We start from the raw sequence: 21,447 nt of genomic DNA on the forward strand, positions 1-21,447 counted from the left end.
TAGGAACATTAGTGCAGGATTAACGCTACCTGAAAGTATGGAGAGTGAAGTGGTTCCAATTTAATATGATTGCGTTTACAATCTAAATAAAAACAAAGTAAACTCAAATTTAAGGATACGCATAGGAAGAGGAGAGGAAGGATGAAGAAAACGCTGCTGGTGTACATTTTGTTAATTGCGGCCTTTGCTCTCTATGTGTTCAGATATGAACAATCCGAGCGGTTGAATGGAGCTTGGGAGGAAAAAGGGCTGCGAGGCAGCATCGGAGAAACGTATATGATGATTACGTTCCAGTCCGGTTTGGAGTATTGGAAAAGCGGGCTCAAAGGCTTCGAGGATGCTGGGGATGCCTTGGGGGTAACGGTGGAGTACCGGGGGGCGACCCGGTATGATGCACAGGAGCAGATGACCATCATTGAGCAGGCGATTGCCCGTAAACCCGCAGGCATTGCCATATCAGCGATTGATCCACACTCCCTGATCCCGGTCATTAATAAGGCGCTGGATGCGGACATTCCTGTCGTGCTGTTTGACGCTGGAGCGCCGGGGAGCCGGGCGTATACATTTTTGGGCACGGATAATTATAAGGCGGGTGTGACCGCTGCGGAAAAAATGGCTGAGCTGTTGGGACGTGAAGGCCAAGTCGCTGTTCTGACACTGCCGGGGCAGCAAAATCATGAGGAACGCTCGCGCGGCTTTCGCGATACCATTCAGCGGCAGTATCCTGCCATGAAGGTGGTGGAAGTGGTAGATGGTCGTGCTGACGTGATGGTGTCCAGGGATGAATCGCTAAGGTTGATGAAAGCTTATCCGAAACTGGCGGGTATTTTTGTGACCGAAGCCACCGGAGGAACAGGTGTGGGTGAGGCGGCACTGAGCCAAAAAGGCAGTCATCCGCTAAAAATTATTTCTTTTGATACGAATAAAGCGACACTGGATATGATTCGTGATGGGACCATCTCGGCAACGATTGCGCAAGGGACATGGAATATGGGCTATTGGTCACTCCAATATCTGTTCCATCTGCATCATCATTTGACAATTCCTGCACCTTCTTCGTCTGGAGATAACACCCCGCTGCCCGTGCGGGTGGATACTGGGATTTCCGTCGTCACCCGAGCGAATGTAGATGATTATTATGCAAAATAAATATTGGAAGCGCATCCACTTAGGGATGCATCAAATGATGCCGAGGTTACGCTTGCGCAATATGCCTTTACGCTATCAGCTCATGGTGCTGTTCTTGCTGTTTGGCATCGTGCCTTCACTGGGACTAGGCCTGCTGGTGAATTGGACGGTGGAACGGATTATTGAGCGGCAGGTGGAAAACCATACGATGCAGTTAATTGGCAAGGTGAACGAAGCACTCGATACCAAAATGGAAAATTTACAGAACATGACGTATCTGATTGCCTTTAATCCTGAAATTGGGGAGTTTTGGAAAGGGCGGACGCTGGCTGATGGTCACGCGGGTCATACGAGTAGTGTAATGCCAGAAAATCAGGGGGAGCGAGCCAAGAAACCTCTCCTTAACCAGGCTCCCGGCTCCAAGCAGGTTGTAAGTTCCGTACAGGAGCAGGATACCTTGTATGAAATGAAGCAATTTTTGCAGGGTTTTACCACGTTATATCCTGAAATTGCCGGGATTCTGATCGTGAACGAAAAAGGAGATTATATCAGCAATGAAATGTATGCTCGAAGCACACGCAGTCTGACGGAAGAAGACTGGTACGCACAGGCGGCGCAGCATGCAGGGATATTCACTGTGCTGGGACAGCCAAGTCACCGTAATGTGACCACTCATGTCCGGTACAAGGACAGTGAAATTGTCTCTGTCGTCCGTTCGGTCACGGATTCGGAGACAGGACATGTACTGGGTGTAATTATGATTGATCTCAAGCTGCGGGCTGTGTCGCAAGCTGCCAGAGATGTAACCTTGGGCAAAAGCGGGTATGTCATGGTGACAGATGCCAAGGGACGCAGTGTATATATGCCAGATATGCCTTTGATTGAGCGCATTCCGTCGCAATGGTTCGGGCCAGAGGATAGCGGGATGTTTACCCGTGAAGCCGGAGGCAGGGAATTGCTGTTCATGTTCCAGGCTTCCGAGTTCACGGGCTGGAGAACCGTGGGAGTATTCCCGGCACGCGAATCTACACTGGAAGTGCGGCAAATTCAGTTCTACGTTGTCTGTTTTGTTTTCATTGTATGTCTGTTTGGCTTAACGGCATCCTTGCGATTGTCCAGTTCTATCGCGCAGCCAATTTTCCGGCTTATGTCTTATATGCGTACGGCAGAGACGGGGGATCTTACGGTTCGCCAATGGAGTGAGCGCGGGGATGAAATCGGAATGCTGGGCCGGAGCTTTAACCGGATGCTGGAGCAAATCCGCCGTCTCATGTCGCTTAGCGAACTGAGGGAACGACAAAAACGGGATGCCGAACTACGCAGTCTTCAAGAGCATATTAAGCCGCATTTTCTATACAATACGCTAGATACCATTCATTGGATGGCCCGAAAAAATGGAGCAGACGACGTATCCGATATGGTGGGGGCGTTATCGAGATTGTTCCGCCTTGGACTGAGCAAAGGGGATGACTTTATTCCGCTACGCTCTGAGATTGAGCATATCTCAAGCTATATGCAAATCCAGCAAACCCGTTATCGTGACCGACTTCGCTGGGAATTAAATGTACCCGACGGGCTAAAGGATCTGTTTGTGTTGAAGCTTATGCTTCAGCCTGTGGTGGAAAATGCGATTTACCACGGCATTAAGGCCAGACGTGGTCCAGGCACGATTTGCGTAGAAGCTAAAGCCGAGGACGGCAAGCTGCTGCTGACGGTACGTGACGACGGTGCAGGGATGACGGCGGAGCGTCTGTGTGAGCTGCGTGAATGGCTGGAAATACCGCTGGAGGCGATGGAAGGAAGACGGAAACAAAAGGAAGTTCGTACAAATGGCAGAAGCTACGGCATGTTGAATGTACAAGCGCGTATCCGATTGTCTTTTGGCGAGGAATATGGAATTACATTGGACAGTAAAGAAGGGACAGGTACCTGCGTTACAATCACTCATCCGTTGCTGCTGGATATGGCGCAACTGAAGAAGCCTTATGACAAAGGAGAGGGTCAGGATGACGAAATCCAAGGGAACAGACAACGCGACAACGGCGAGTCTGATTGACCAAGCCATACCAGAAGTGACGATAGGGACGGCTAAACGTTATCAAGTATTGATCGCAGATGATGAGCCGATCATCCGTGAGGGGATTCGGGACTGCCTAGACTGGACGGCTCTGGGCATGGAGGTTGTAGCAGAGGCAGAGGACGGTGAAGAAGCGCTGAAGCTGGTTGGTCAGCTTAGCATCGACATCGTGCTGGTCGATATGAATATGCCATTCATGGATGGAATTGAACTGATTCGGCGGCTGCGGGAAGGACGCTCGGAGTGCCGTTGCCTGATCATTTCCGGGCATGATGAATTTGCTTATGCACAGGAAGCTGTACGGCTTGGCGTAGAAGATTATATTCTGAAGCCGGTAAATGCGGATCAGCTTCACGCTGCATTGTCACGGCTTCGTCAGCGACTGGACGAGGAGCACAAACGCGCCGCCTATGTAGAACAAGCTGCCGGGCAGATTGAACGGAATATTCCGCTGCTGCGTCAGCGATTTTGCCTGGAATGGCTGGAAGGACAGCACACGGGAAAAGACGTCATGGAGCAGTTGGCGTTTTTACGTCTTCCATCCCGGCCGCCTGTACAAATCGGCGCGGTACGGTGGCCTGCAGCAGAAGCACGGCAGACGATTATGCGTGAGAATGACCGCCAGTTGTTTCTTTTCGCCGCTGAAAATATTATTGGCGAACTGCTGGAGGACCGATCGCATGTGTTGTTTCGCGATGCGAACGGGCTGATCGGCATATGCCTGTGGCAGGAGGCACCCGAGACGATCGGCGCTTCTATAGAGCAGGCCATTGGACGCTACCTGAATATAGCGGTTCACACCCATGTGGAGTCCAACACGGGTGGGCTGGAAGGCGCAATCAATGCGTACCGGGTGAGCCGGGATCGGGTGTACGGTGAAGCGCAGCTATCTCCCATCGTACGCCGGGCCCGGCAGCTTATTCAGGAAGGTTATGCCGATCGCGAGCTGACGCTGGAAGCTCTTGCCTCGCGGCTACAGGTATCGGCTGTATATCTCAGCCGTGTGCTCAAAAAGGAGCTCAACGACAGCTTCGTGACCCTCGTCACGCGTGCCCGTATTCGCAAAGCAGTGCAGCTGCTGGACTCTACGACGTTATCTGTGCTTGATATAGCAGAACGCACGGGATACGACAGTCAGCACTATTTTAGCACTGCTTTTAAAAAAGCCATGGGCGTGTCTCCTGTGCAGTACCGTAAGGGCGGGGGAATTCAGGAAAATTCGTCGGAATAGGAATGTTGGATTGCGGAATTGCCTTGCGCCCTCTCATGATAATCTGTGCTAAAAAGTGTGTGTGTAATCACACCCGCACGTTCAGGGGTTTGTTACGCTGTAGATAACGAACAAATATCTATCAATATTTGGAGGAAAACGATATGTTTTGTTATCAGTGTGAACAGACGCCGAGTGGCGGGTGTAAAGTCATTGGGGTGTGCGGAAAAAATGAGACAGTAGCGAGCTTGCAGGATACAATGATTTTTGCATTAAAAGGGATTGCTGCCTATGCAACACATGCTCGTCAGTTGGGATATACCGATCCTGAGGTGGATCGGATCACGCATGAAGCGTTATATATGACCTTAACCAATTCTAATTTTAATGTACAAGAGCATTTGGAGATGGCAATGAAGGTCGGAAATGCAGCTGTACGGATCATGGATGTGCTGGATCGTGCCCATACGGATCGTTTTGGCATTCCACAGCCGATTACTGTCAGCCAAAATAAAATCGAAGGTCAATGTATTGTCGTGACCGGACATAATCTGTACGCGCTGGAGGAATTACTGCGGCAGACCGAAGGAAAGGGCATCAATATCTACACCCACTCGGAAATGCTGCCAGCGCACGGTTATCCGGCGTTGAAGAAATATCCACATCTCAAAGGGAATATCGGTAAAGCCTGGTATGATCAACGCAGATTGTTCGAGGAGTTCCCGGGCGCGATTCTTGCCACGACCAACTGTGTTATGCCGATTAAAGGCACATATGCAGACCGCTTCTTCTCTTATGAAGTAGCCGGGCTGGAGGGTGTTGCCAAAATTGTGAACGACGATTTCTCTCCACTAATTGAACGCGCGTTGGCCCTGCCAGCCGCAGATGTAGACTCTGAGCAGGTGCTTACGACTGGATACCATCATGAGACGGTCATCGGGCTGGCACCTGAGATCATTCAGGCCGTCAAAGACGGACATATCCGCCGTTTCTTCGTCATCGCGGGCTGTGACGCACCAGGCAAAGGCGGCAACTATTACCGTGAGCTGGCGACATCCTTGCCGAATGACACGGTCATTTTGACCACGTCCTGTGGTAAATTCCGCTTTAATGATGTGGACTACGGCACTGTTGGAGATACTGGCATTCCACGTTATATTGATTTGGGGCAATGCAACAATTCCGGTTCTACTGTGAAAATCGCTCTGGCTTTAGCGGATGCTTTTGGTTGTACGGTGAATGAGCTGCCTGTCAGCATTGTGCTGTCCTGGTTTGAGCAAAAAGCAGTTGCCATCCTGCTAGGCTTGTTCAGCCTTGGCATCCAGGATATTCGCATTGGGCCAAAGCCGCCTGAGTTTATTTCTTCTGGTGTACTGGATGTACTGGTGGAGATGTTTGGCTTGAAGCTAATTACGACCGCAGAGGAAGATATGAAAGCGATGCTGGCGTTGTCGTAAGAGGTAGGTGGGGAACTGCAGAGTGCAGTTCCTTTTTTTTGTTTCATCGTTCATCCATTCTAATAAATATATCCGTAAGAATCTTTAAGGCCAGCTCAGTATCTTTGGTTTCACGAGTTCTTAGGAGAGACAAAATGGCTTTTATACTCGAATCTTCTTCGGTAAGCTCATCATTTTCCTTCACATATGTAAGCAATTGATAGACGCCCACGTTCAATGCCTTCGCTATTTTCTCCAGATTTTTCAAAGATATATTTCTCTCCGCACGCTCAATGAAACCAATATAACTCGAATTGAAACCTGCTTTTTCGGCTAAAGCTTCTTGGGAAAGCCCTTTAGACTTTCGAATATCTCGAATACGTGTACCGACTAATTCTAATAGTTCTGACATGAATACACCTCTCTATAGTTAGAAGTGTAGAGAAAGAGTTACATCTAATTAATATGCGTTAGTAAGTAAATTGAATTAAAAACTACTATATAGTAATATTCATTATGAAGCTTGTCCGATAGCTAGAAAATTATACATTTTAGTGCTCTAATGATATGCTACGTTGCTCACATTTGTTTCAGGATTTTGCAAAACCCTTATTTATGAAATTTAAATTCAGGAGTTGATTCCTCATGAAACACTACTCCTTAAGTCCCCAACTACATAGTGAAGCTGATTTCAAATTGCCTAAGTATAGTGACAACCACATATTGAATTGCATGATGGATTTTCAAAAGCTTGCCCAATACCAAATGCAGCTTGCCCAGATGATGCGTGATCATAATCAATGGCTAAATTGCCTCATTCTTTGTGATCGCGCTATGTTTTCTATGGCGAAGGCCATTTATGTACATCGAAATCAAATCATGCCTTTATCCATTAGTCTATCCATGAACGATCTGCTTAGACTAATTCGCTCGGATGCTGAGCCGTGTTTAGATATGGTGCTGTTTATGGGTACCATGCATTATCTGGTCTCCGGAGAGGAAGAAGCATCCAGGGAGACGATGAAGCTGGAGGAAGTAGATATGTTGCTGTATAAAACAGACTCTATTCTAGAGTCTCTGTCACAACGGATCGTAGCTGATCCGTCTAAGCGGTATCCGTCTATTTTTAAAGAAAACCCGTTCAATTAAATTGTTGAATTTTTAAACTTCATATCAGAAAGGGTGTTATTTGAAATGCCTACATACAACAAGCTGGTGCGGGATCAGATCCCGCATATCATTATGTCTCAGGGTAAGGAATGTCGGACACGCATATTAGACTCAGAGGACTATAAGCAGGAACTGCGAACGAAGCTTCGTGAAGAGACTGAGGAGTATTTTGCAGCGGACAAAGATCGGGACGCGCTGGAAGAACTAGCGGATATGCTGGAAGTCATCCGAGCGCTGGCAGAAGTACATGGAGCGAATGTAGCCGAACTGGACAAGCTCCGGGCAGACAAAGCCGAGGCCCGAGGCGGATTCCAGGAGCGGGTGTTCTTAATTGATGTCGACGAAGCTTAACGTCATTAAGTAATACCTCCCCCACCACAAAGGTTAAAATTTTATAAAAAAGGTTCAAAACCTGCAAAGACCTTCCCCGGCCTGGAATGATACCATGTGTTTGCACATAAAAAAAGAGAGGTGCTCATCGCCTCGCTTATGTAAGCGCTATCTCATTTCAATTTTAATCAGCAATGACCTGAGGATTTTGCAAAATCCTTACCTTCAAATGACCTGCATCACATGAGGAAAGGGGAACTTCATATGAAAAAGGGAGCTGTTGTTGTTTGGCTTCTGGTTTTGGCCCTGATGCTTTCGGCCTGCAATCTGGCAGAGAGTGGAATGGGCAGCAAGGAAAAAGGCTATGTGGGTATTTCCATGCCAACCAAATCGTCCGAGCGTTGGGTAGGGGACGGGGAGAATATGGTTCGGTTGTTTCAGGAGCAAGGCTATAAAACGGATTTACAGTATGCCGAGGACGTGGTGGAAAATCAAATTTCCCAAATCGAAAACATGATCACCAAGGGCGTTAATGTTATGGTCATTGCTTCGGTCGATGGAAACACGCTGACGGATGTAATTCAGAAGGCACACGACCGAGGGATTCAGGTCATTTCTTACGACCGTCTGATTCGCAACACACCGTATCTGACGTATTATGCGACCTTTGATAACTTCAAGGTGGGCGTGCTACAGGCGGCATATATTGAGAAAAAGTTGGGACTCAAGGAAGGCAAGGGCCCTTTCAATATCGAGCTGTTCGGCGGATCGCCGGATGACAATAATGCATACTTCTTCTTTAATGGTGCGATGTCCGTACTTAAGCCATACATCGATTCCGGTAAGCTGGTCGTGCGCAGCAAGCAGATGACGATGGCGCAGATCGCTACACTGCGCTGGGACGGAGCGTTAGCCCAGTCGCGGATGGATAATCTGCTGAGTGCCTACTATTCAGGGGCCAATCTGGATGCGGTGCTCTCTCCGTATGACGGCATTAGCATCGGTATCATTTCATCCCTGAAAGGGGTCGGATATGGATCAGCGAATAAGCCACTGCCGATCATTACCGGACAGGACGCGGAGCTGGCTTCGATCAAATCCATTGTGGCTGGAGAGCAGACCCAAACTATATTTAAGGATACCCGCAAGCTGGCTGAGCAAACGGTCGTGATGGCCAACAGCATTTTACAAGGCAAGCAAGCGGAAGTGAATGACGTTAAATCCTATAACAACGGGAAAAAGGTAATTCCTGCGTACTTGCTTGATCCAATCTCGGTGGATCGGACGAATGTAGAGAAGGATATTGTCGGCAGTCACTATTACACCAAAGAACAAATCGGACTGAAATAAGAGTAGGAATCCAACCGAAAGGAGCGTATCCCATGACTGGAATCATTTTGGAAATGAAGGGAATTACCAAAACCTTTCCTGGCGTAAAGGCATTGGAAAATGTGAATCTCAAGGTCAAGGAAGGCGAGATTCATTCGCTGTGTGGCGAGAACGGGGCGGGAAAATCGACGTTGATGAAGGTACTGAGTGGTGTATATCCACATGGAACCTACGAAGGGGATATTATTTTCCAGGGCAAAACGTGTGAGTTCAAGGATATCAAGCAGAGCGAGGAATTGGGCATCGTCATTATCCATCAGGAACTGGCATTGATCCCGTATCTCTCGATTGCAGAAAATATTTATCTGGGCAACGAACGCGCCAGCGGTGGCGTGATTGATTGGAAAGAGACTTTTGTCGGGACACGCGAGCTACTGTCCAAGGTCGGGTTGAGTGAAAACCCCAATACCTTGGTTACGAACATCGGGGTCGGCAAGCAACAACTGGTCGAAATTGCGAAAGCGCTCTCTAAAAAGGTAAAGCTGCTTATTCTGGATGAACCAACAGCGGCATTGAATGAGGATGATAGTGAAAATCTGCTTAATTTGATGCTGGAATTTAAAAAACAGGGCATTTCCTGCATTCTGATCTCCCACAAGCTGAATGAGGTCGCAAAGGTATCGGATTCGATTACGATATTGCGGGACGGGAAGACGATTGAGACGCTGGATATGAGAAAGGATGAGGTCACAGAGGATCGGATCATTAGCGGGATGGTTGGACGCGATTTGACCAGCCGTTATCCAGAACGCCATGCCAAGATTGGCAAAGTCGTGTTGGAAGTAAAGGACTGGACAGTGTATCACGAGCATCATGCGGACCGCAAGGTGCTGGATCAGGTGAATTTGAACATTCGCCGTGGTGAAATTGTCGGCATTGCCGGGCTGATGGGGGCGGGACGGACCGAGCTGGCGATGAGTATCTTTGGCAAGTCATACGGGCGCAACATCTCGGGTCAACTGATTAAGGACGGCAAGCCGATCCAGAACAACACGGTTACGGACGCAATTAACAACGGCTTTGCCTATGTGACGGAGGATCGCAAGGAGTACGGCCTCATTTTAATGGATGATATCAAGCGCAATATTTCGCTGACCGGTCTGAACAAGCTGGCAAAGGGCGCTGTAGTTAATGAGCAGGAGGAAGTCGTCGTTGCAGAGGAAATGAAAAAAAGCATGAACATCAAAGCGCCAAGTATTTTGCAGAAAACGGGCAATCTGAGTGGCGGCAATCAGCAGAAGGTAGTACTGAGCAAATGGATTTTTGCCGGACCGGATATTCTGATTCTGGATGAGCCGACGCGCGGCATAGATGTGGGTGCAAAATACGAAATTTATACGATTATTCATCGTCTTGCCGCTGAAGGCAAGGGGGTACTGGTTATTTCGTCCGAGCTGCCAGAGGTACTGGGCTTGTGTGACCGGATTTATGTTATGAATGCCGGGCGGATCACCGGAGAGGTTAGCCGTGAGGACGCTTCGCAGGAAACGTTGATGAGATATATGACCAAGTCAGGAGGCGTGAAGCATGGAAACCATAACTAAACTATTTAAAAATAACATCCGCCAATATGGCATGATGATTGCGCTGGTCGTCATTATGATTTTGTTTGAGGTGCTGACAGGCGGCTTGCTGTTGAAGCCGATTAATATTACCAATCTGATTCTGCAAAATAGCTACATTCTCGTGCTGGCGATCGGGATGGTGCTGGTTATCATCACTGGGCATATTGACTTGTCCGTCGGCTCCATAGCCGCTTTTGTCGGTGCGGTTGCCGCCATTATGATGGTCGATTGGCAGCTTCCAGCGTGGGTCGCTGTGATTGCAGCTTTGCTGGTCGGAGCGTTAATTGGGGCATGGCAAGGGTTCTGGGTCGCTTATGTACGTATTCCGGCATTTATCGTTACCTTGGCGGGTATGCTGCTCTTCCGCGGATTAACAATGATCGTGCTGGAAGGCCAATCAATCTCTCCTTTTCCGGGGGGATTCCAGAAAATCAGTTCAGGCTTTCTGCCCGATTTTTCATCTACCGGTTATAACCTGGTATCCATCATTGTAGGTATTGCACTTACGGTATGGTTTATCGTGAACGAAATTCGCGAACGCCGCTCTCAGCTTAAATATGGATTTGAGGTTCCGTCACAGGTGTTATTTGTACTCAAATTGATCGTGGTGGCTGCTGTGATTAATCTGTTTACCTTCATGCTTGCGAGCTATGCGGGAATACCGAACATTCTCGTCCTGCTGTTCATCCTGATCGTGGTATACTCCTTCGTCATGAACCGCACGGTTATGGGGCGCCATGTGTATGCGCTGGGTGGAAATGAAAAGGCAGCGGGCCTGTCTGGTGTCAAAACGAAAAAAGTAACATTCTGGGTATTTGTCAACATGGGCGTACTGGCTGCCATTTCTGGTCTCATCTTTGCTGCACGTCTGAACGCGGCTACGCCGAGAGCAGGTACGAACTTTGAGCTGGATGCCATCGCAGCTTGCTTTATCGGTGGAGCTTCGGCGTCGGGCGGAATCGGCACGGTTTTTGGAGCCATTATCGGTGGCTTGGTTATGGGCGTACTGAATAACGGTATGTCTCTGATCGGTCTCGGTATTGACTGGCAGCAAGGGATCAAGGGCTTGGTACTGCTGCTGGCGGTTGCCTTCGATATTTACAACAAAAACAAAAGATCAGTTTAAGCTTATATTCAATATTGTAAAATAAGCAAACCTCCAGTCCCACTTGAAACTGTGGATGCTGGAGGTTTTTGCTTTGTTAGGTTTTATGGCTATTAGCTAACCCAACTAAGTCGTCACCATTTGTCCGCCGTTCACATGCAGCGTCTGGCCCGTAATGTAAGAGCCGTCATCTGAAGCCAACAGCACATAGGCAGGGGCCAATTCATAAGGCTGCCCGGCACGCTTCATCGGCGTATTGCTGCCAAAGGTGCGAATGACTTCAGTCGACTGTGTGGCCGGATTCAGCGGAGTCCAGATCGGACCGGGAGCAATGGCATTCACGCGAATACCCTGATCGACCAGATTATTAGCCAAAGCGCGCGTGAAGCTGACAATGGCTCCTTTGGTAGCTGAATAGTCAATCATATTTTTTTGCCCAACATAGGCTGTAACCGATGCCGTATTGACGATGCTGGCCCCAGCCCGCATATACGGCAAGGCTTCTGTAGTCATATGGAAGAAGGAAATAATATTCGTATCAAACGTGTCACGTAGCTGCTGTTCACTGATATCCAAATAGGATTCGCGCACAAACTGAATCCCCATATTATTAATGAGGATATCAATACGACCGAAGGTTTCCATCGTTTTTTGAACAACCAGACAGCAGTTGCTTCTAAGCCTTAGATCACCTGGAATTAGCAAGCAACGTCGGCCAAGCCGGTGAATGACATCACGGGTCTCCATCGCATCTCGATGCTCATCGAGATAGGCAATGACCACATCGGCCCCTTCCTTGGCAAATGCGACTGCAACCGCGCGACCAATGCCACTGTCCCCGCCGCTAATAATCGCCACCCGATCCTGAAGCTTTCCCGTACCGATATACTTTGGATTATCAAAGATAGGGCGTGGAACCACCAGGTATTCCAACCCCGGCTGTCTATATTGATGCTGGGGAGGAAAAGCAATCGGAACTTCTTTACATTGGGTTTCTGTACCATAATAAGGATGCTGATATTGCCAATTCATTGAATAATCCCTTCTTTTAGGCGTTTTGAAATCCAATATATTCGAAATAGGCGCAAACGGTGAATCGGGAGTTATCGCCTTATGTCGAAATCGTCGCTCCATCTGCCGGAATATGGACACGCTTCTCCAGACCTTCACGATGGATATGTTCCGTAAGCTCGGAGCGAGTCAGTACACAATGGTTGATGGCTTCCATATGGACAGCAACGACTTGGGTGTAAGGGGCATGCTGTGCAACAACTGTTACATCTTGGGCAGTCATAATAATGGGATCACCCACTGTAAACCGCGCTCCTCCAGCGTTCACGATCGTCCAGTCAGGACGGTATTTATCCAGTGCTTCCGCGACTTCACTGCACCAAATGGTATCCCCGGCCACGTAGACGACAGGCTCACCTGGAGCCTGAAATACAAAGCCGGATACGGGTCCCATCTGTTCCCCGATTTCTCCGGTACCGTGATGTCCAGCAGTACGGTTGATCTCAATTTCTCCCACAGAAACAGCCACTGAAATCGGAGTAACCTGTGTAAAACCGTCAGCCATGATTTGTTCTTCATTTCCGGGCTGGCAGAAGACGGGAAGCTGTTTGTCCAGCCAGCGTACTGCTGCCGGGTCCCAATGATCCAGATGCAAATGCGTGACGATGACAACGTCAGGCTGTCCAAGCGTTTGCCATTGTGGTGGCAAGGGAACCAGCGGATTGCGGAGAGTGTTTTCCGTATTGGGCACCGGCGGATTTATCCCGGCATCACTCAGCATCGGATCAATCAGAAATTTTACTCCAGCGTATTCGATCCATAAGGTTGCGTTGCGGATTAGTGTGATTTTCATATATGGAAGCTCCTTTGATCGTAAATGTTTTTTTGACCGAGTGTATTTTCGGCCGTTCTTTGTTTCTGCTACAATCATATCTGACGCAAGCAGATGCAGGCTACGGCCTGCTGAAAGGAAAACCAGCATTCTCGTTTCATCATGAAAGGAAAAATAACTATGGAACTATTCGTACCTGATGAGACCGACCTGCGTATTCTTCATCATTTAATTGAAGACAGCTCTTTAACGCATAAGGAGATCGGTCAGCTAGTTCATTTGACAGGCCAAGCAGTAGGGGCGCGTGTTCGAAAAATGCAGGATGCAGGCATTATTGAGGGCTATACACTACGCTGGAACCCGGAGAAAATTGGGCAGACGATTCATGCCTTTATTACGGTTTTTCTGAATTCAGGAACGACTCACAGTGCTTTTCAGACTTTTGCACGGGAGCATTCCTCTGTTGTCGAAATCCATCGGGTAAGTGGGGAGGGCTGTTATTGGATGCGGGTGCGCATGTCATCACAGTCAGAGTTAAATACCATGCTGGATGAACTTACGAAGTTTGGTAACTACAAATTGAGCTTTTCCATTGGCGAAATTTAATGATAAAAGCTTTCGGCATTTTGTGCCGAAAGCTTTTGTTTACGAGGGCTATTGAAGTCAGCGTTATAGGCTCATTTTAAAAATATGCTGCAAGCCGTGTTGTCCTATTTTAGTGTTACCTTCATCGATAAAGCCGCATTTGAGATATAGACTTTGGGCAGAAAGATTACGGGCATTGACGCCTAGTACAATCTCGCGAATATGTGGAAAGTGTGTAGAGATGAACTGTGGTAGCAGAAGCAATCCTTGTTTAGCAAACCCTTGTCCCTGATCTGCGTAGTTAATTGAAAATGCACGCAGTAGCAGTGCCACAGAAGTATTCGTATAGTCTGCTAATTCATCTCCATCGTATAAAATGAAAAATCCAACCGGCCTTCCAGTAGCCGTAATCACGACAGGATGGCGGTGTGGATCTTCCTTGGCCAGTGCCAGCATTTCAGCTGGCATTCCAGTAAATTGCTTCTGCTCCTCGGGCAAATAAAAGGTATGTAAAATCGCATCATGCTCACAATGGTAAGGGACAAGCCCTACATTATTCATCATTACACTCCGATCTGTACAAATTTTAACTTACTATACATCTCGTTTGCTAAAAAAAGAAACCTGAACTCGCCTTACTTACGTATTATCCATACATAAACTAGCATAGTCAAAAGGAGACGTCTACGCTTATGAAGCCGCTTATAGAATATCGGGAAAGTCAGGATGTATTGCACCAAGAGCTGAAGCAGATTGAAAAGTGGGAGAAGGAGCAGAAGGATATTTTTTTCTGGGAAAAAATTGGCAGATGGCCCTTTATGCTGTTGGATCGGCTAACGCCCAAAATCATTAAGGACAAGCTGGAGCAGCTGCTTAACGAGATGGGTAGCTTCATTCAAAATGGTGGCAAATATTTGGTGAAAGAAGAAACAGTCCTGAGTAAGCTGAACAAGATGGCCCGTGAATATATGATTCAGCAAAATGGTGCAGCTTCCGCCTCGGATACGGAGAATCAGCCCCATTCCGGGGAAAATGCAGATGCAGAACATAGCGCCGAATCCACGTGGGATTTGAAGCAGGCGGCTGAGCTTCCGCTAACGATCATGGATCAGACTGCGGACGAGATGACGTCGGGTCGCATTACCTTTGCCACCGCTCAGGGAGCAACCACGGGAATTGGCGGTGTGTTTACAATTGCGGCGAATATCCCTATTTTGCTTGGCTTGTCACTCAAGGTGCTTCAGGAAATCGCTTTGTGCTATGGGTTTAACCCCCATGATAAGCAGGAGCGCATTTTTATTATTAAATGTATGCAATTTGCTTCATCTGATATTGTGGGGAAGAAAGCTGTATTAGAGGAACTGGCCTTGTTCGATGATCCTTCACGTCAGGCACAGGTTTTTTCCCAGATGCAGGGTTGGAAAGAGGTCATTAACACCTATCGTGATCAGTTTGGATGGAAAAAGCTGCTGCAAATGGTCCCGATTGCGGGCATTTTGTTTGGCTCCATTGCCAATCGAAGCGCTATTAGTGACGTAGCTGAAGCAGGGAAAATGCTATATCGGAAGCGCCGTATTTTGATGCGTTTGGCAGAAGAAGAGAATGGAGTGGAGTAGAAGTTGGGAATTACGTTACTTTGCTACAAAACCTTTGCTATAAAGGTGTGCAGCGGCCTAGTTGGCCGCCGCATGTCAGCTTATTACACTTCGGCTCCATTTTCCTCCGCCCAGCGATTCAGGGTTTTGTCTGTAGGAAGTAAGAAGGTTAAAATGCCGAGCAGTGGCAAAAAGCCGCACAGGAACATAATGTTGGTGATGCCTACTTTGTCGATCCAGTTGCCGAGCACGAGTGCACCCACACCGCCAAGGCCAAAGGCCAGGCCCGTAATGAGACCGGACACCGTCCCGATTTTGCCAGGCACGAGCATCTGTGCGTATACGACTGTGACCGAAAAGCTGGACAACATAATAAATCCAATAATTGCCAGCAGGATCGCCGTCCAGAATTGGTTGGCATAAGGCAGCAGCAGCGCCAATGGTGCAGCTAATACCATGGACAAAAAAATCATATTGCGCTTGCCAAAACGGTCTGCCAGCGGACCACCAAAGAAGGTACCTAGCGCTCCAGCCCCGAGGAACAGGAAAATGTACAGCTGTGCATCCGCCAATGGCATTTTAAATACTTCCATCAGGTAAAACGAATAGTAGCTTCCCACCGAGGTCGAATACCACGAACGGACAAATACCAGCAGAATGAGGACAATCATGGCAAACATAATGCGGCTGCGCACTTCGGGCTTCATGCGGCGTGTCGCCACTTTTTTGCGTGCAATGCCTTCTGTACGCAGGACGTTACCGTACCAGCGGGCAATGAATGATTGCACTACAATCCCGGCTGCCGCAATACCTGTGAACCAGATGGCGCCAAATTGCCCCAACGGGATAAAAATCCAGCTTGTGAGCATCGGTGCCAGCGATTGACCTGCATTGCCGCCAACCTGGAAAATGGATTGTGCCAATCCCCGGCGTGATCCTGCCGCCATATGGGACACGCGCGAGCCTTCCGGGTGAAAGGCAGCTGAGCCCAGACCTACGAAGATGACTGCGATTAGCACCGCTTTATAATCGGCAGCATAGGCGAGCAGCAGCATGCCGGTCAGCGTAAAGCCCATACCGATGGGAAGGATAGCGGGCGTAGGTCGTTTGTCCGAAAACAAGCCAATGACAGGCTGCATGATCGAAGCTGTAAAGTTGATGGCGAATGAAATCCAGCCGATCTGCGTGTAGCTCAGGCTCATAGATTCCTTCAGGATCGGAAAGATCGCTGGAATGACCGATTGAATCGAGTCATTGAACAGATGGACGAAACTGATGGCAATCAGAATCGCAAAAACGGTACCTTTCGCTTGCGGCCCCTGGAGGGGGAGCGACTGGCCCGTTTCTTTTTTTGTAGCAGATTTAGTAGTCATGGCAACCTCCGGGTATGTATGTATATTTTAAGATATAGGAAGCAATCCATTTGCAGCAAATGGCTGAAAGTGGGATAAAGTCCCTATTTACTCATCGCTGCTTGCCCATCCTGCTGGATACTCTTTATTGCTCGGTCCTTTAATTTACAACAGATTATCTCGCTCTGAGTGTATTGTATCTGTATAAGATATCCTTTACTTATCATTTTACTCTCTAACATGTATGAATTGGTTCAACTCGTCTTCAGGGATTATTAGATTTCCACAGTAGACTAAATTGGAATGAAATTCCCATTCGCCATATGCCACCAAATGGTTATCATCCTTAACTCTTTTAATTAATGCCCAAATCCCAAGATTACTTTGTGCGTTTGCATCAAGAAGAATCCAATCCTTATATTGCAATAGCTGAGCCTCTCCAAACATATGAAATGAATCCAGATATCCTGTTCCATCACGGGGTGGCATTTCATTACATACATTTTTCAATAACAGGACTTCCTCCACTCTGACAGTGATCCAAGCTCTTTTTTCATTTTTCGATATGATGTCTTCAAATCTACATTTAATAAACGCAGAGAAGTTGATCTCATCAGGCTGCTCTTCCCAACCATTAAAATGTGAATAAGCAGGTCTGAATAAAGTCCAAAAAGTTTCTCCAACGGTCATATGAAAAGGAAAATATACTTGTACTTTTTTTGAATCACCTTTTACCGGAGGTATCAATGCTCTTTCCCATATTTCACTATTTAGATCTGGAGTATGATGTTTGAAATCCGCCCAGTCCATAGCATCTTCGATGGCTACAATCTCAAAATCTTTGTTTTCTAACACGGGTTTATCTGGTATCTGTTTACACGCTCCACATTTGAAAGCAATAGTTTCCTCGCTCATAAGACAACCTACCTTAATTAGATTTTATGGTCCAATACACCAACTATATTGATCATAAGCACATATCAACATGGTGAAAGTATTACAAACAATAAAAACTATTCTATGTTGAATGTTGTTGATATTCCTCTTACATATAAATAAGCAAGAAGAATTTAACAAAACTAGGCTCTTTATTTAACAAACTTAAGATATGATTCTTTATGTCATACAACTTGTTGTATAGATAATAGCTCCGTAGAAACAGGATGAAGAGCACAAGAGAAGAGAGGATCTGATTTGAGAATGAAATTGCTAAGAAAACCACTATCAGTTGCATTATTATCTGTACCATTACTTCTAGGTTCTCTGGGTGGAAATTACGCGAGTGCAGCAACACTGCCAACAACAGTAACTCCAACAGAACCGTCATGGGGATATTTCGTAGATCATTACAAAAATAATAGTTCTGCTAATAAGACGGAAAGCTCCAATCCGACTCTCGGGTTGCTCTCTGAATTTAATAAGCTTTGGACTCCTGGGGCTACCTGGGACACAGGGACCAAACTAAACAGCAGTGTACTGGACGCTAATATTCAAAAAGTGATTGATATTGCTGCCCGTCGCACTTCCAGTGAGGCCGATGCGGCTTATTTGGACGACCGCCGAAATCAGAGCTACAGTGTAATCGACGGTCTGGGTTCGCTGACTGATATATATCGAAAGCAGGCAGGTGCCACGACAACAATCAACGACGTTCCGGCCGATGCCACAACTAAAAAATATGAAGATGAGGGAACAAATGCAGGGGATATAAGCTCCAGTCTCGGCAACGTCGTGAATCTGGTCAATACCTTGCGTGGGGACTACTCTACGACGAACCCGGCCAAATCTTACTTTAGTTATCCTCGTCCGTTCCGTTGGAGCGATAATTCGGTGGTTGTCCCAAGTCTGATCCCTGCTCTCAAATCTGATGCTACTAATGATGGCGGCTTTCCTAGCGGTCATACCAATGCTGCATATCTCAGTTCCATAGCTATGGCCTATGCCATGCCGGAGCGTTATCAGGAATTGCTGACACGAGCTTCGGAGCTGGGCAATAATCGTGTTGTTGCTGGCATGCATTCCCCGCTTGATGTTATGGGAGGACGCGTCATGGCAACGGCGATGGCTGCTGCCATCCTGTCTGATCCAGCCAATAGCAGCTTGAAGAAAGCAGCTTACCAGGATGCTCATAAACAATTGCTGTCCCAAAAAGGTACAGCCCCAGATCGGTTCAGCAATTATGCTGCGAACAAAAAAAATTATAATGAACGATTAACGTATGGATTTAATCAAATTAACCCAACCACGACGCCAATGACAGTACCTAAGGGAGCTGAAGTGCTGTTGGAGACACGTCAACCTTACCTTGACAGCACACAACGCCGTTGGGTATTGGCCACTACAGGCCTTCCATCCGGTTATCCTGTGCTTGACGATGCCGAAGGATGGGGACGCTTGAACCTGTTTTCCGCTGCGGACGGCTACGGTGCTTTTGCCAATAATGTTACGGTGAAAATGGACGCTTCCAAAGGGGGTTTCAATGCGTTGGATCGCTGGCGCAACCCTATTTCTGGTACTGGAAAGCTGATTAAAAAGGGAACAGGTACGTTGAGGCTTATGGGTAGCAATACGTATTCCGGTGGTACACAGATCGATCAAGGCGTACTTGAAGGTAATTCGGAGACAGCTTTCGGAAGTGGTACAGTTACAAATAACGGGGGAACTCTTCTTAAAAACAATGCTGGAAAGCTGATTGTTGGCAGCAATTACAAACAAACAGCCAAGGGTAAGCTTGAACTCAATCTGCAAAGTAAAAATGATGTACTCAAAATTAAGGGAACCGCCCAACTTAACGGAAAATTACGCCTGAATTTTTCTAACAAATATGTACCAGCTAGCGGTGCCACCATTTTAACCTACGGCAAACGCACTGGGGCATTCTCTTCTATTGAAGCAGCAGGTTTGCCAAGCAATTATAAAGTGAAGATTGTCTATACGGCTGATCGTGTTCAGTTGAAAGTCACGAAGTAACCAAATAGGACAATAAAAAGTGCACCTTTGGAATACACCGGATAAACCATGAAGTATTATCCAGTGCCCATTCTGAAGGTGCATTTTTTGTTCCAGTACAAAGCCTATTTTTCGGAGTTATTTATAGCCAAGGGTATAAAAAGGTCAAAATTTGACCTTAATGTAGTAAAATAATCGCACTGTTTGAAAGCGCAGTCATGTTATTCTTAAGAAGCATATTAGTCCAAGTTTTAAAGGTTCAGACTAACTAAGAGGAACAGAGGAAAGGAAGAAGACTGATGAGTCTTGAGAAAGAATACGTTAAAATAGCCCAGGATGTCATTAAAGGGCTTGGCGGAGAAGACAATATTATTTCTATGGCACATTGTGCTACACGGTTGAGATTGATTGTAAAAGACAGGGATATTATTGATGATGAATTTATTGAAAATATTGATAAGGCAAAAGGGGTCTTTTTTACCTCCGGACAATACCAGATTATTTTTGGAACCGGTACCGTGAACAAAGTTTACGAAGCGATGGTCGGCCAGAACGTATCTGCGACATCAAAGGCAGAGCTGAAAGAGAAGGCCTCCACGCAAGATGATAACTTTTTCAAAAGAATGATCCGGGTTTTCGGAGATGTATTCGTTCCCATTATCCCTGCATTGGTAGCTACCGGCTTGTTTATGGGAGTTAGGGGCTTGGTAACTCAGCCTGCACTGCTACAGTTATTTGGACTTACACCGGATGATATTTCTGCGAATTTCATATTATTTACGCAAATACTGACCGATACCGCGTTTGCATTTTTACCCGTGCTGGTCTGCTGGTCTGCATTCAGAGTGTTTGGCGGGTCGCCGATCTTGGGAATTTTGCTCGGACTCATGCTGGTAAGTCCTTCTTTACCTACTTCCTGGGATGTCGCTCAACATGTGAAGGAACCTCTTTTATTTTTGGGCTTCATCAAAATCGCAGGCTATCAGGGCTCCGTTCTGCCGGCGTTCATTATAGGGATCGTGGGAGCGATGATGGAGAAAAGAATTAGAAAATCCGTTCCAGAGGCATTGGACTTGATTCTAACACCGTTTCTGACATTGTTGCTCACACTGGTACTGGGCTTGTTCGTGATTGGTCCCATCTTCCATGAAGTAGAGGTTTTAATATTATCGGCAGTTACAGCTATTTTGAAATTGCCATTTGGCATTGGCGGGTTTATTTATGGTGGCATTAATCAGATTATTGTCGTTACCGGACTGCACCATGCGCTCAACCTGATCGAAATACAGATGCTGGTGGATGGCGGCTGGAATATGGTTAACCCGATCAGCTCGGCCTCTATTTGTGCACAAGCAGGTGCAGCGTTAGCTGTCGGCCTGAAATCGAAAAGATTAAAAACCAAATCTATTGCCTATCCTTCTGCCGTGTCTGCACTGCTGGGCATTACAGAACCGGCAATTTTTGGGGTGAACATTCGGTATGGTAAACCATTCGTGATGGGCTTGATTGGAGGAGCGGTTGGAGGATTCTTGGCACGTATCTTTAATGTTCAAGCCACAGGCATGTCGATTACAGCTATACCTGGCTTGTTATTGTATCTGAATAATCAAATTTTTCTGTATGCTTTAGTTTGTTTAATCGGTTTTGGTGTAGCATTTGCGTTGACGTGGATCTTTGGATTTAAAGAAAAAATAGAGAACAAATAGAGAATAA

General features: G+C 47.0%; 19 protein-coding genes. 13 read left to right on the forward strand and 6 right to left on the reverse strand.

Annotated elements, in window-relative coordinates; translation table 11 throughout:
* Positions 1 to 141: 141 nt before the first annotated feature.
* The 4 genes from ACH59B_RS05575 to hcp all read left to right on the forward strand — a co-directional run bounded on the left by ACH59B_RS05575 (position 142) and on the right by hcp (position 5,872).
* Positions 142 to 1,149: a substrate-binding domain-containing protein gene (locus ACH59B_RS05575; protein ID WP_016821358.1), complete on the forward strand. Its 1,008-nt coding sequence runs from the start codon at positions 142 to 144 to the stop codon at positions 1,147 to 1,149.
* A 34-nt stretch (positions 1,150 to 1,183) separates the two neighbouring features.
* Positions 1,184 to 3,184: a sensor histidine kinase gene (locus ACH59B_RS05580; protein WP_029514407.1), complete on the forward strand. Its 2,001-nt coding sequence runs from the start codon at positions 1,184 to 1,186 to the stop codon at positions 3,182 to 3,184.
* Entirely contained in the window at positions 3,135 to 4,436 is a 1,302-nt protein-coding gene (locus tag ACH59B_RS05585) for a response regulator (RefSeq protein ID WP_016821356.1), read from the forward strand. The genes ACH59B_RS05580 and ACH59B_RS05585 overlap by 50 nt, the downstream gene beginning before the upstream one ends.
* A gap of 143 nt (positions 4,437 to 4,579) precedes the next feature.
* The gene (gene hcp / locus ACH59B_RS05590; protein WP_016821355.1) at positions 4,580 to 5,872 is read left to right on the forward strand and encodes a hydroxylamine reductase; all 1,293 of its coding nucleotides are present in this window, start codon (positions 4,580 to 4,582) and stop codon (positions 5,870 to 5,872) included.
* 43 nt (positions 5,873 to 5,915) lie between these two features.
* On the opposite strand, the gene ACH59B_RS05595 is transcribed toward hcp, so the two are convergent.
* Positions 5,916 to 6,263, reverse strand: a complete 348-nt coding sequence (locus tag ACH59B_RS05595) for a helix-turn-helix domain-containing protein (RefSeq protein WP_016821354.1) — start codon at positions 6,261 to 6,263, stop codon at positions 5,916 to 5,918.
* A 233-nt stretch (positions 6,264 to 6,496) separates the two neighbouring features.
* Here ACH59B_RS05595 and ACH59B_RS05600 point away from each other — a divergent pair, with 233 nt between their 5' ends.
* The 5 genes from ACH59B_RS05600 to mmsB all read left to right on the forward strand — a co-directional run bounded on the left by ACH59B_RS05600 (position 6,497) and on the right by mmsB (position 11,431).
* Positions 6,497 to 7,000 carry a hypothetical protein gene (locus ACH59B_RS05600; RefSeq protein WP_016821353.1) on the forward strand — a complete coding sequence of 168 codons (504 nt, stop codon included), beginning with the start codon at positions 6,497 to 6,499 and terminating at the stop codon, positions 6,998 to 7,000.
* A 45-nt stretch (positions 7,001 to 7,045) separates the two neighbouring features.
* A complete protein-coding gene (locus tag ACH59B_RS05605) occupies positions 7,046 to 7,372 on the forward strand; it encodes a nucleoside triphosphate pyrophosphohydrolase (protein ID WP_016821352.1) in 327 nt (108 codons plus the stop codon).
* 243 nt (positions 7,373 to 7,615) lie between these two features.
* Complete coding sequence (gene chvE / locus ACH59B_RS05610) at positions 7,616 to 8,701, forward strand: multiple monosaccharide ABC transporter substrate-binding protein (RefSeq protein WP_031463031.1); 1,086 nt, start codon at positions 7,616 to 7,618, stop codon at positions 8,699 to 8,701.
* Positions 8,702 to 8,733: 32 nt separating this feature from the next.
* On the forward strand, positions 8,734 to 10,284 hold the full coding sequence (gene mmsA, locus ACH59B_RS05615; protein WP_031463032.1) for a multiple monosaccharide ABC transporter ATP-binding protein: 1,551 nt from the start codon (positions 8,734 to 8,736) through the stop codon (positions 10,282 to 10,284).
* Complete coding sequence (gene mmsB, locus ACH59B_RS05620) at positions 10,268 to 11,431, forward strand: multiple monosaccharide ABC transporter permease (RefSeq protein ID WP_016821349.1); 1,164 nt, start codon at positions 10,268 to 10,270, stop codon at positions 11,429 to 11,431. Before mmsA ends, mmsB begins: the two co-directional genes overlap by 17 nt.
* A 105-nt stretch (positions 11,432 to 11,536) precedes the next feature.
* On the opposite strand, the gene ACH59B_RS05625 is transcribed toward mmsB, so the two are convergent.
* Together ACH59B_RS05625 and ACH59B_RS05630 are read right to left on the reverse strand one after the other, a co-directional pair.
* Positions 11,537 to 12,442, reverse strand: a complete 906-nt coding sequence (locus ACH59B_RS05625) for a glucose 1-dehydrogenase (RefSeq protein ID WP_016821348.1) — start codon at positions 12,440 to 12,442, stop codon at positions 11,537 to 11,539.
* Positions 12,443 to 12,521: 79 nt separating this feature from the next.
* Positions 12,522 to 13,274, reverse strand: coding sequence for an MBL fold metallo-hydrolase (locus ACH59B_RS05630; protein WP_031463033.1), 753 nt, complete (start codon positions 13,272 to 13,274; stop codon positions 12,522 to 12,524).
* A gap of 159 nt (positions 13,275 to 13,433) precedes the next feature.
* Here ACH59B_RS05630 and ACH59B_RS05635 point away from each other — a divergent pair, with 159 nt between their 5' ends.
* Positions 13,434 to 13,859, forward strand: coding sequence for an Lrp/AsnC family transcriptional regulator (locus ACH59B_RS05635; RefSeq protein ID WP_031463034.1), 426 nt, complete (start codon positions 13,434 to 13,436; stop codon positions 13,857 to 13,859).
* Between the two features lie 63 nt (positions 13,860 to 13,922).
* On the opposite strand, the gene ACH59B_RS05640 is transcribed toward ACH59B_RS05635, so the two are convergent.
* A complete protein-coding gene (locus ACH59B_RS05640; protein ID WP_080724257.1) occupies positions 13,923 to 14,399 on the reverse strand; it encodes a GNAT family N-acetyltransferase in 477 nt (158 codons plus the stop codon).
* A gap of 131 nt (positions 14,400 to 14,530) precedes the next feature.
* Here ACH59B_RS05640 and ACH59B_RS05645 point away from each other — a divergent pair, with 131 nt between their 5' ends.
* On the forward strand, positions 14,531 to 15,454 hold the full coding sequence (locus ACH59B_RS05645) for an EcsC family protein (RefSeq protein ID WP_404303476.1): 924 nt from the start codon (positions 14,531 to 14,533) through the stop codon (positions 15,452 to 15,454).
* An 83-nt stretch (positions 15,455 to 15,537) separates the two neighbouring features.
* Here the strand turns inward: ACH59B_RS05645 and ACH59B_RS05650 are convergent, their stop codons facing one another.
* Positions 15,538 to 16,806: an MFS transporter gene (locus tag ACH59B_RS05650; RefSeq protein WP_123796854.1), complete on the reverse strand. Its 1,269-nt coding sequence runs from the start codon at positions 16,804 to 16,806 to the stop codon at positions 15,538 to 15,540.
* A gap of 207 nt (positions 16,807 to 17,013) precedes the next feature.
* The gene (locus ACH59B_RS05655) at positions 17,014 to 17,700 is read right to left on the reverse strand and encodes a hypothetical protein (RefSeq protein WP_186290453.1); all 687 of its coding nucleotides are present in this window, start codon (positions 17,698 to 17,700) and stop codon (positions 17,014 to 17,016) included.
* Positions 17,701 to 17,985: 285 nt separating this feature from the next.
* On the opposite strand from ACH59B_RS05655, the gene ACH59B_RS05660 reads away from it, so the two are divergent.
* Positions 17,986 to 19,755: a phosphatase PAP2 family protein gene (locus ACH59B_RS05660; protein ID WP_103042260.1), complete on the forward strand. Its 1,770-nt coding sequence runs from the start codon at positions 17,986 to 17,988 to the stop codon at positions 19,753 to 19,755.
* A 278-nt stretch (positions 19,756 to 20,033) separates the two neighbouring features.
* Positions 20,034 to 21,440: a sucrose-specific PTS transporter subunit IIBC gene (locus ACH59B_RS05665; protein WP_016821339.1), complete on the forward strand. Its 1,407-nt coding sequence runs from the start codon at positions 20,034 to 20,036 to the stop codon at positions 21,438 to 21,440.
* Positions 21,441 to 21,447 lie beyond the last annotated feature (7 nt).

It is taken from the genome of Paenibacillus sp. DP01 (assembly GCF_044784315.1).
In the GTDB taxonomy this organism is placed as follows: Bacteria; Bacillota; Bacilli; order Paenibacillales; family Paenibacillaceae; genus Paenibacillus; species Paenibacillus polymyxa.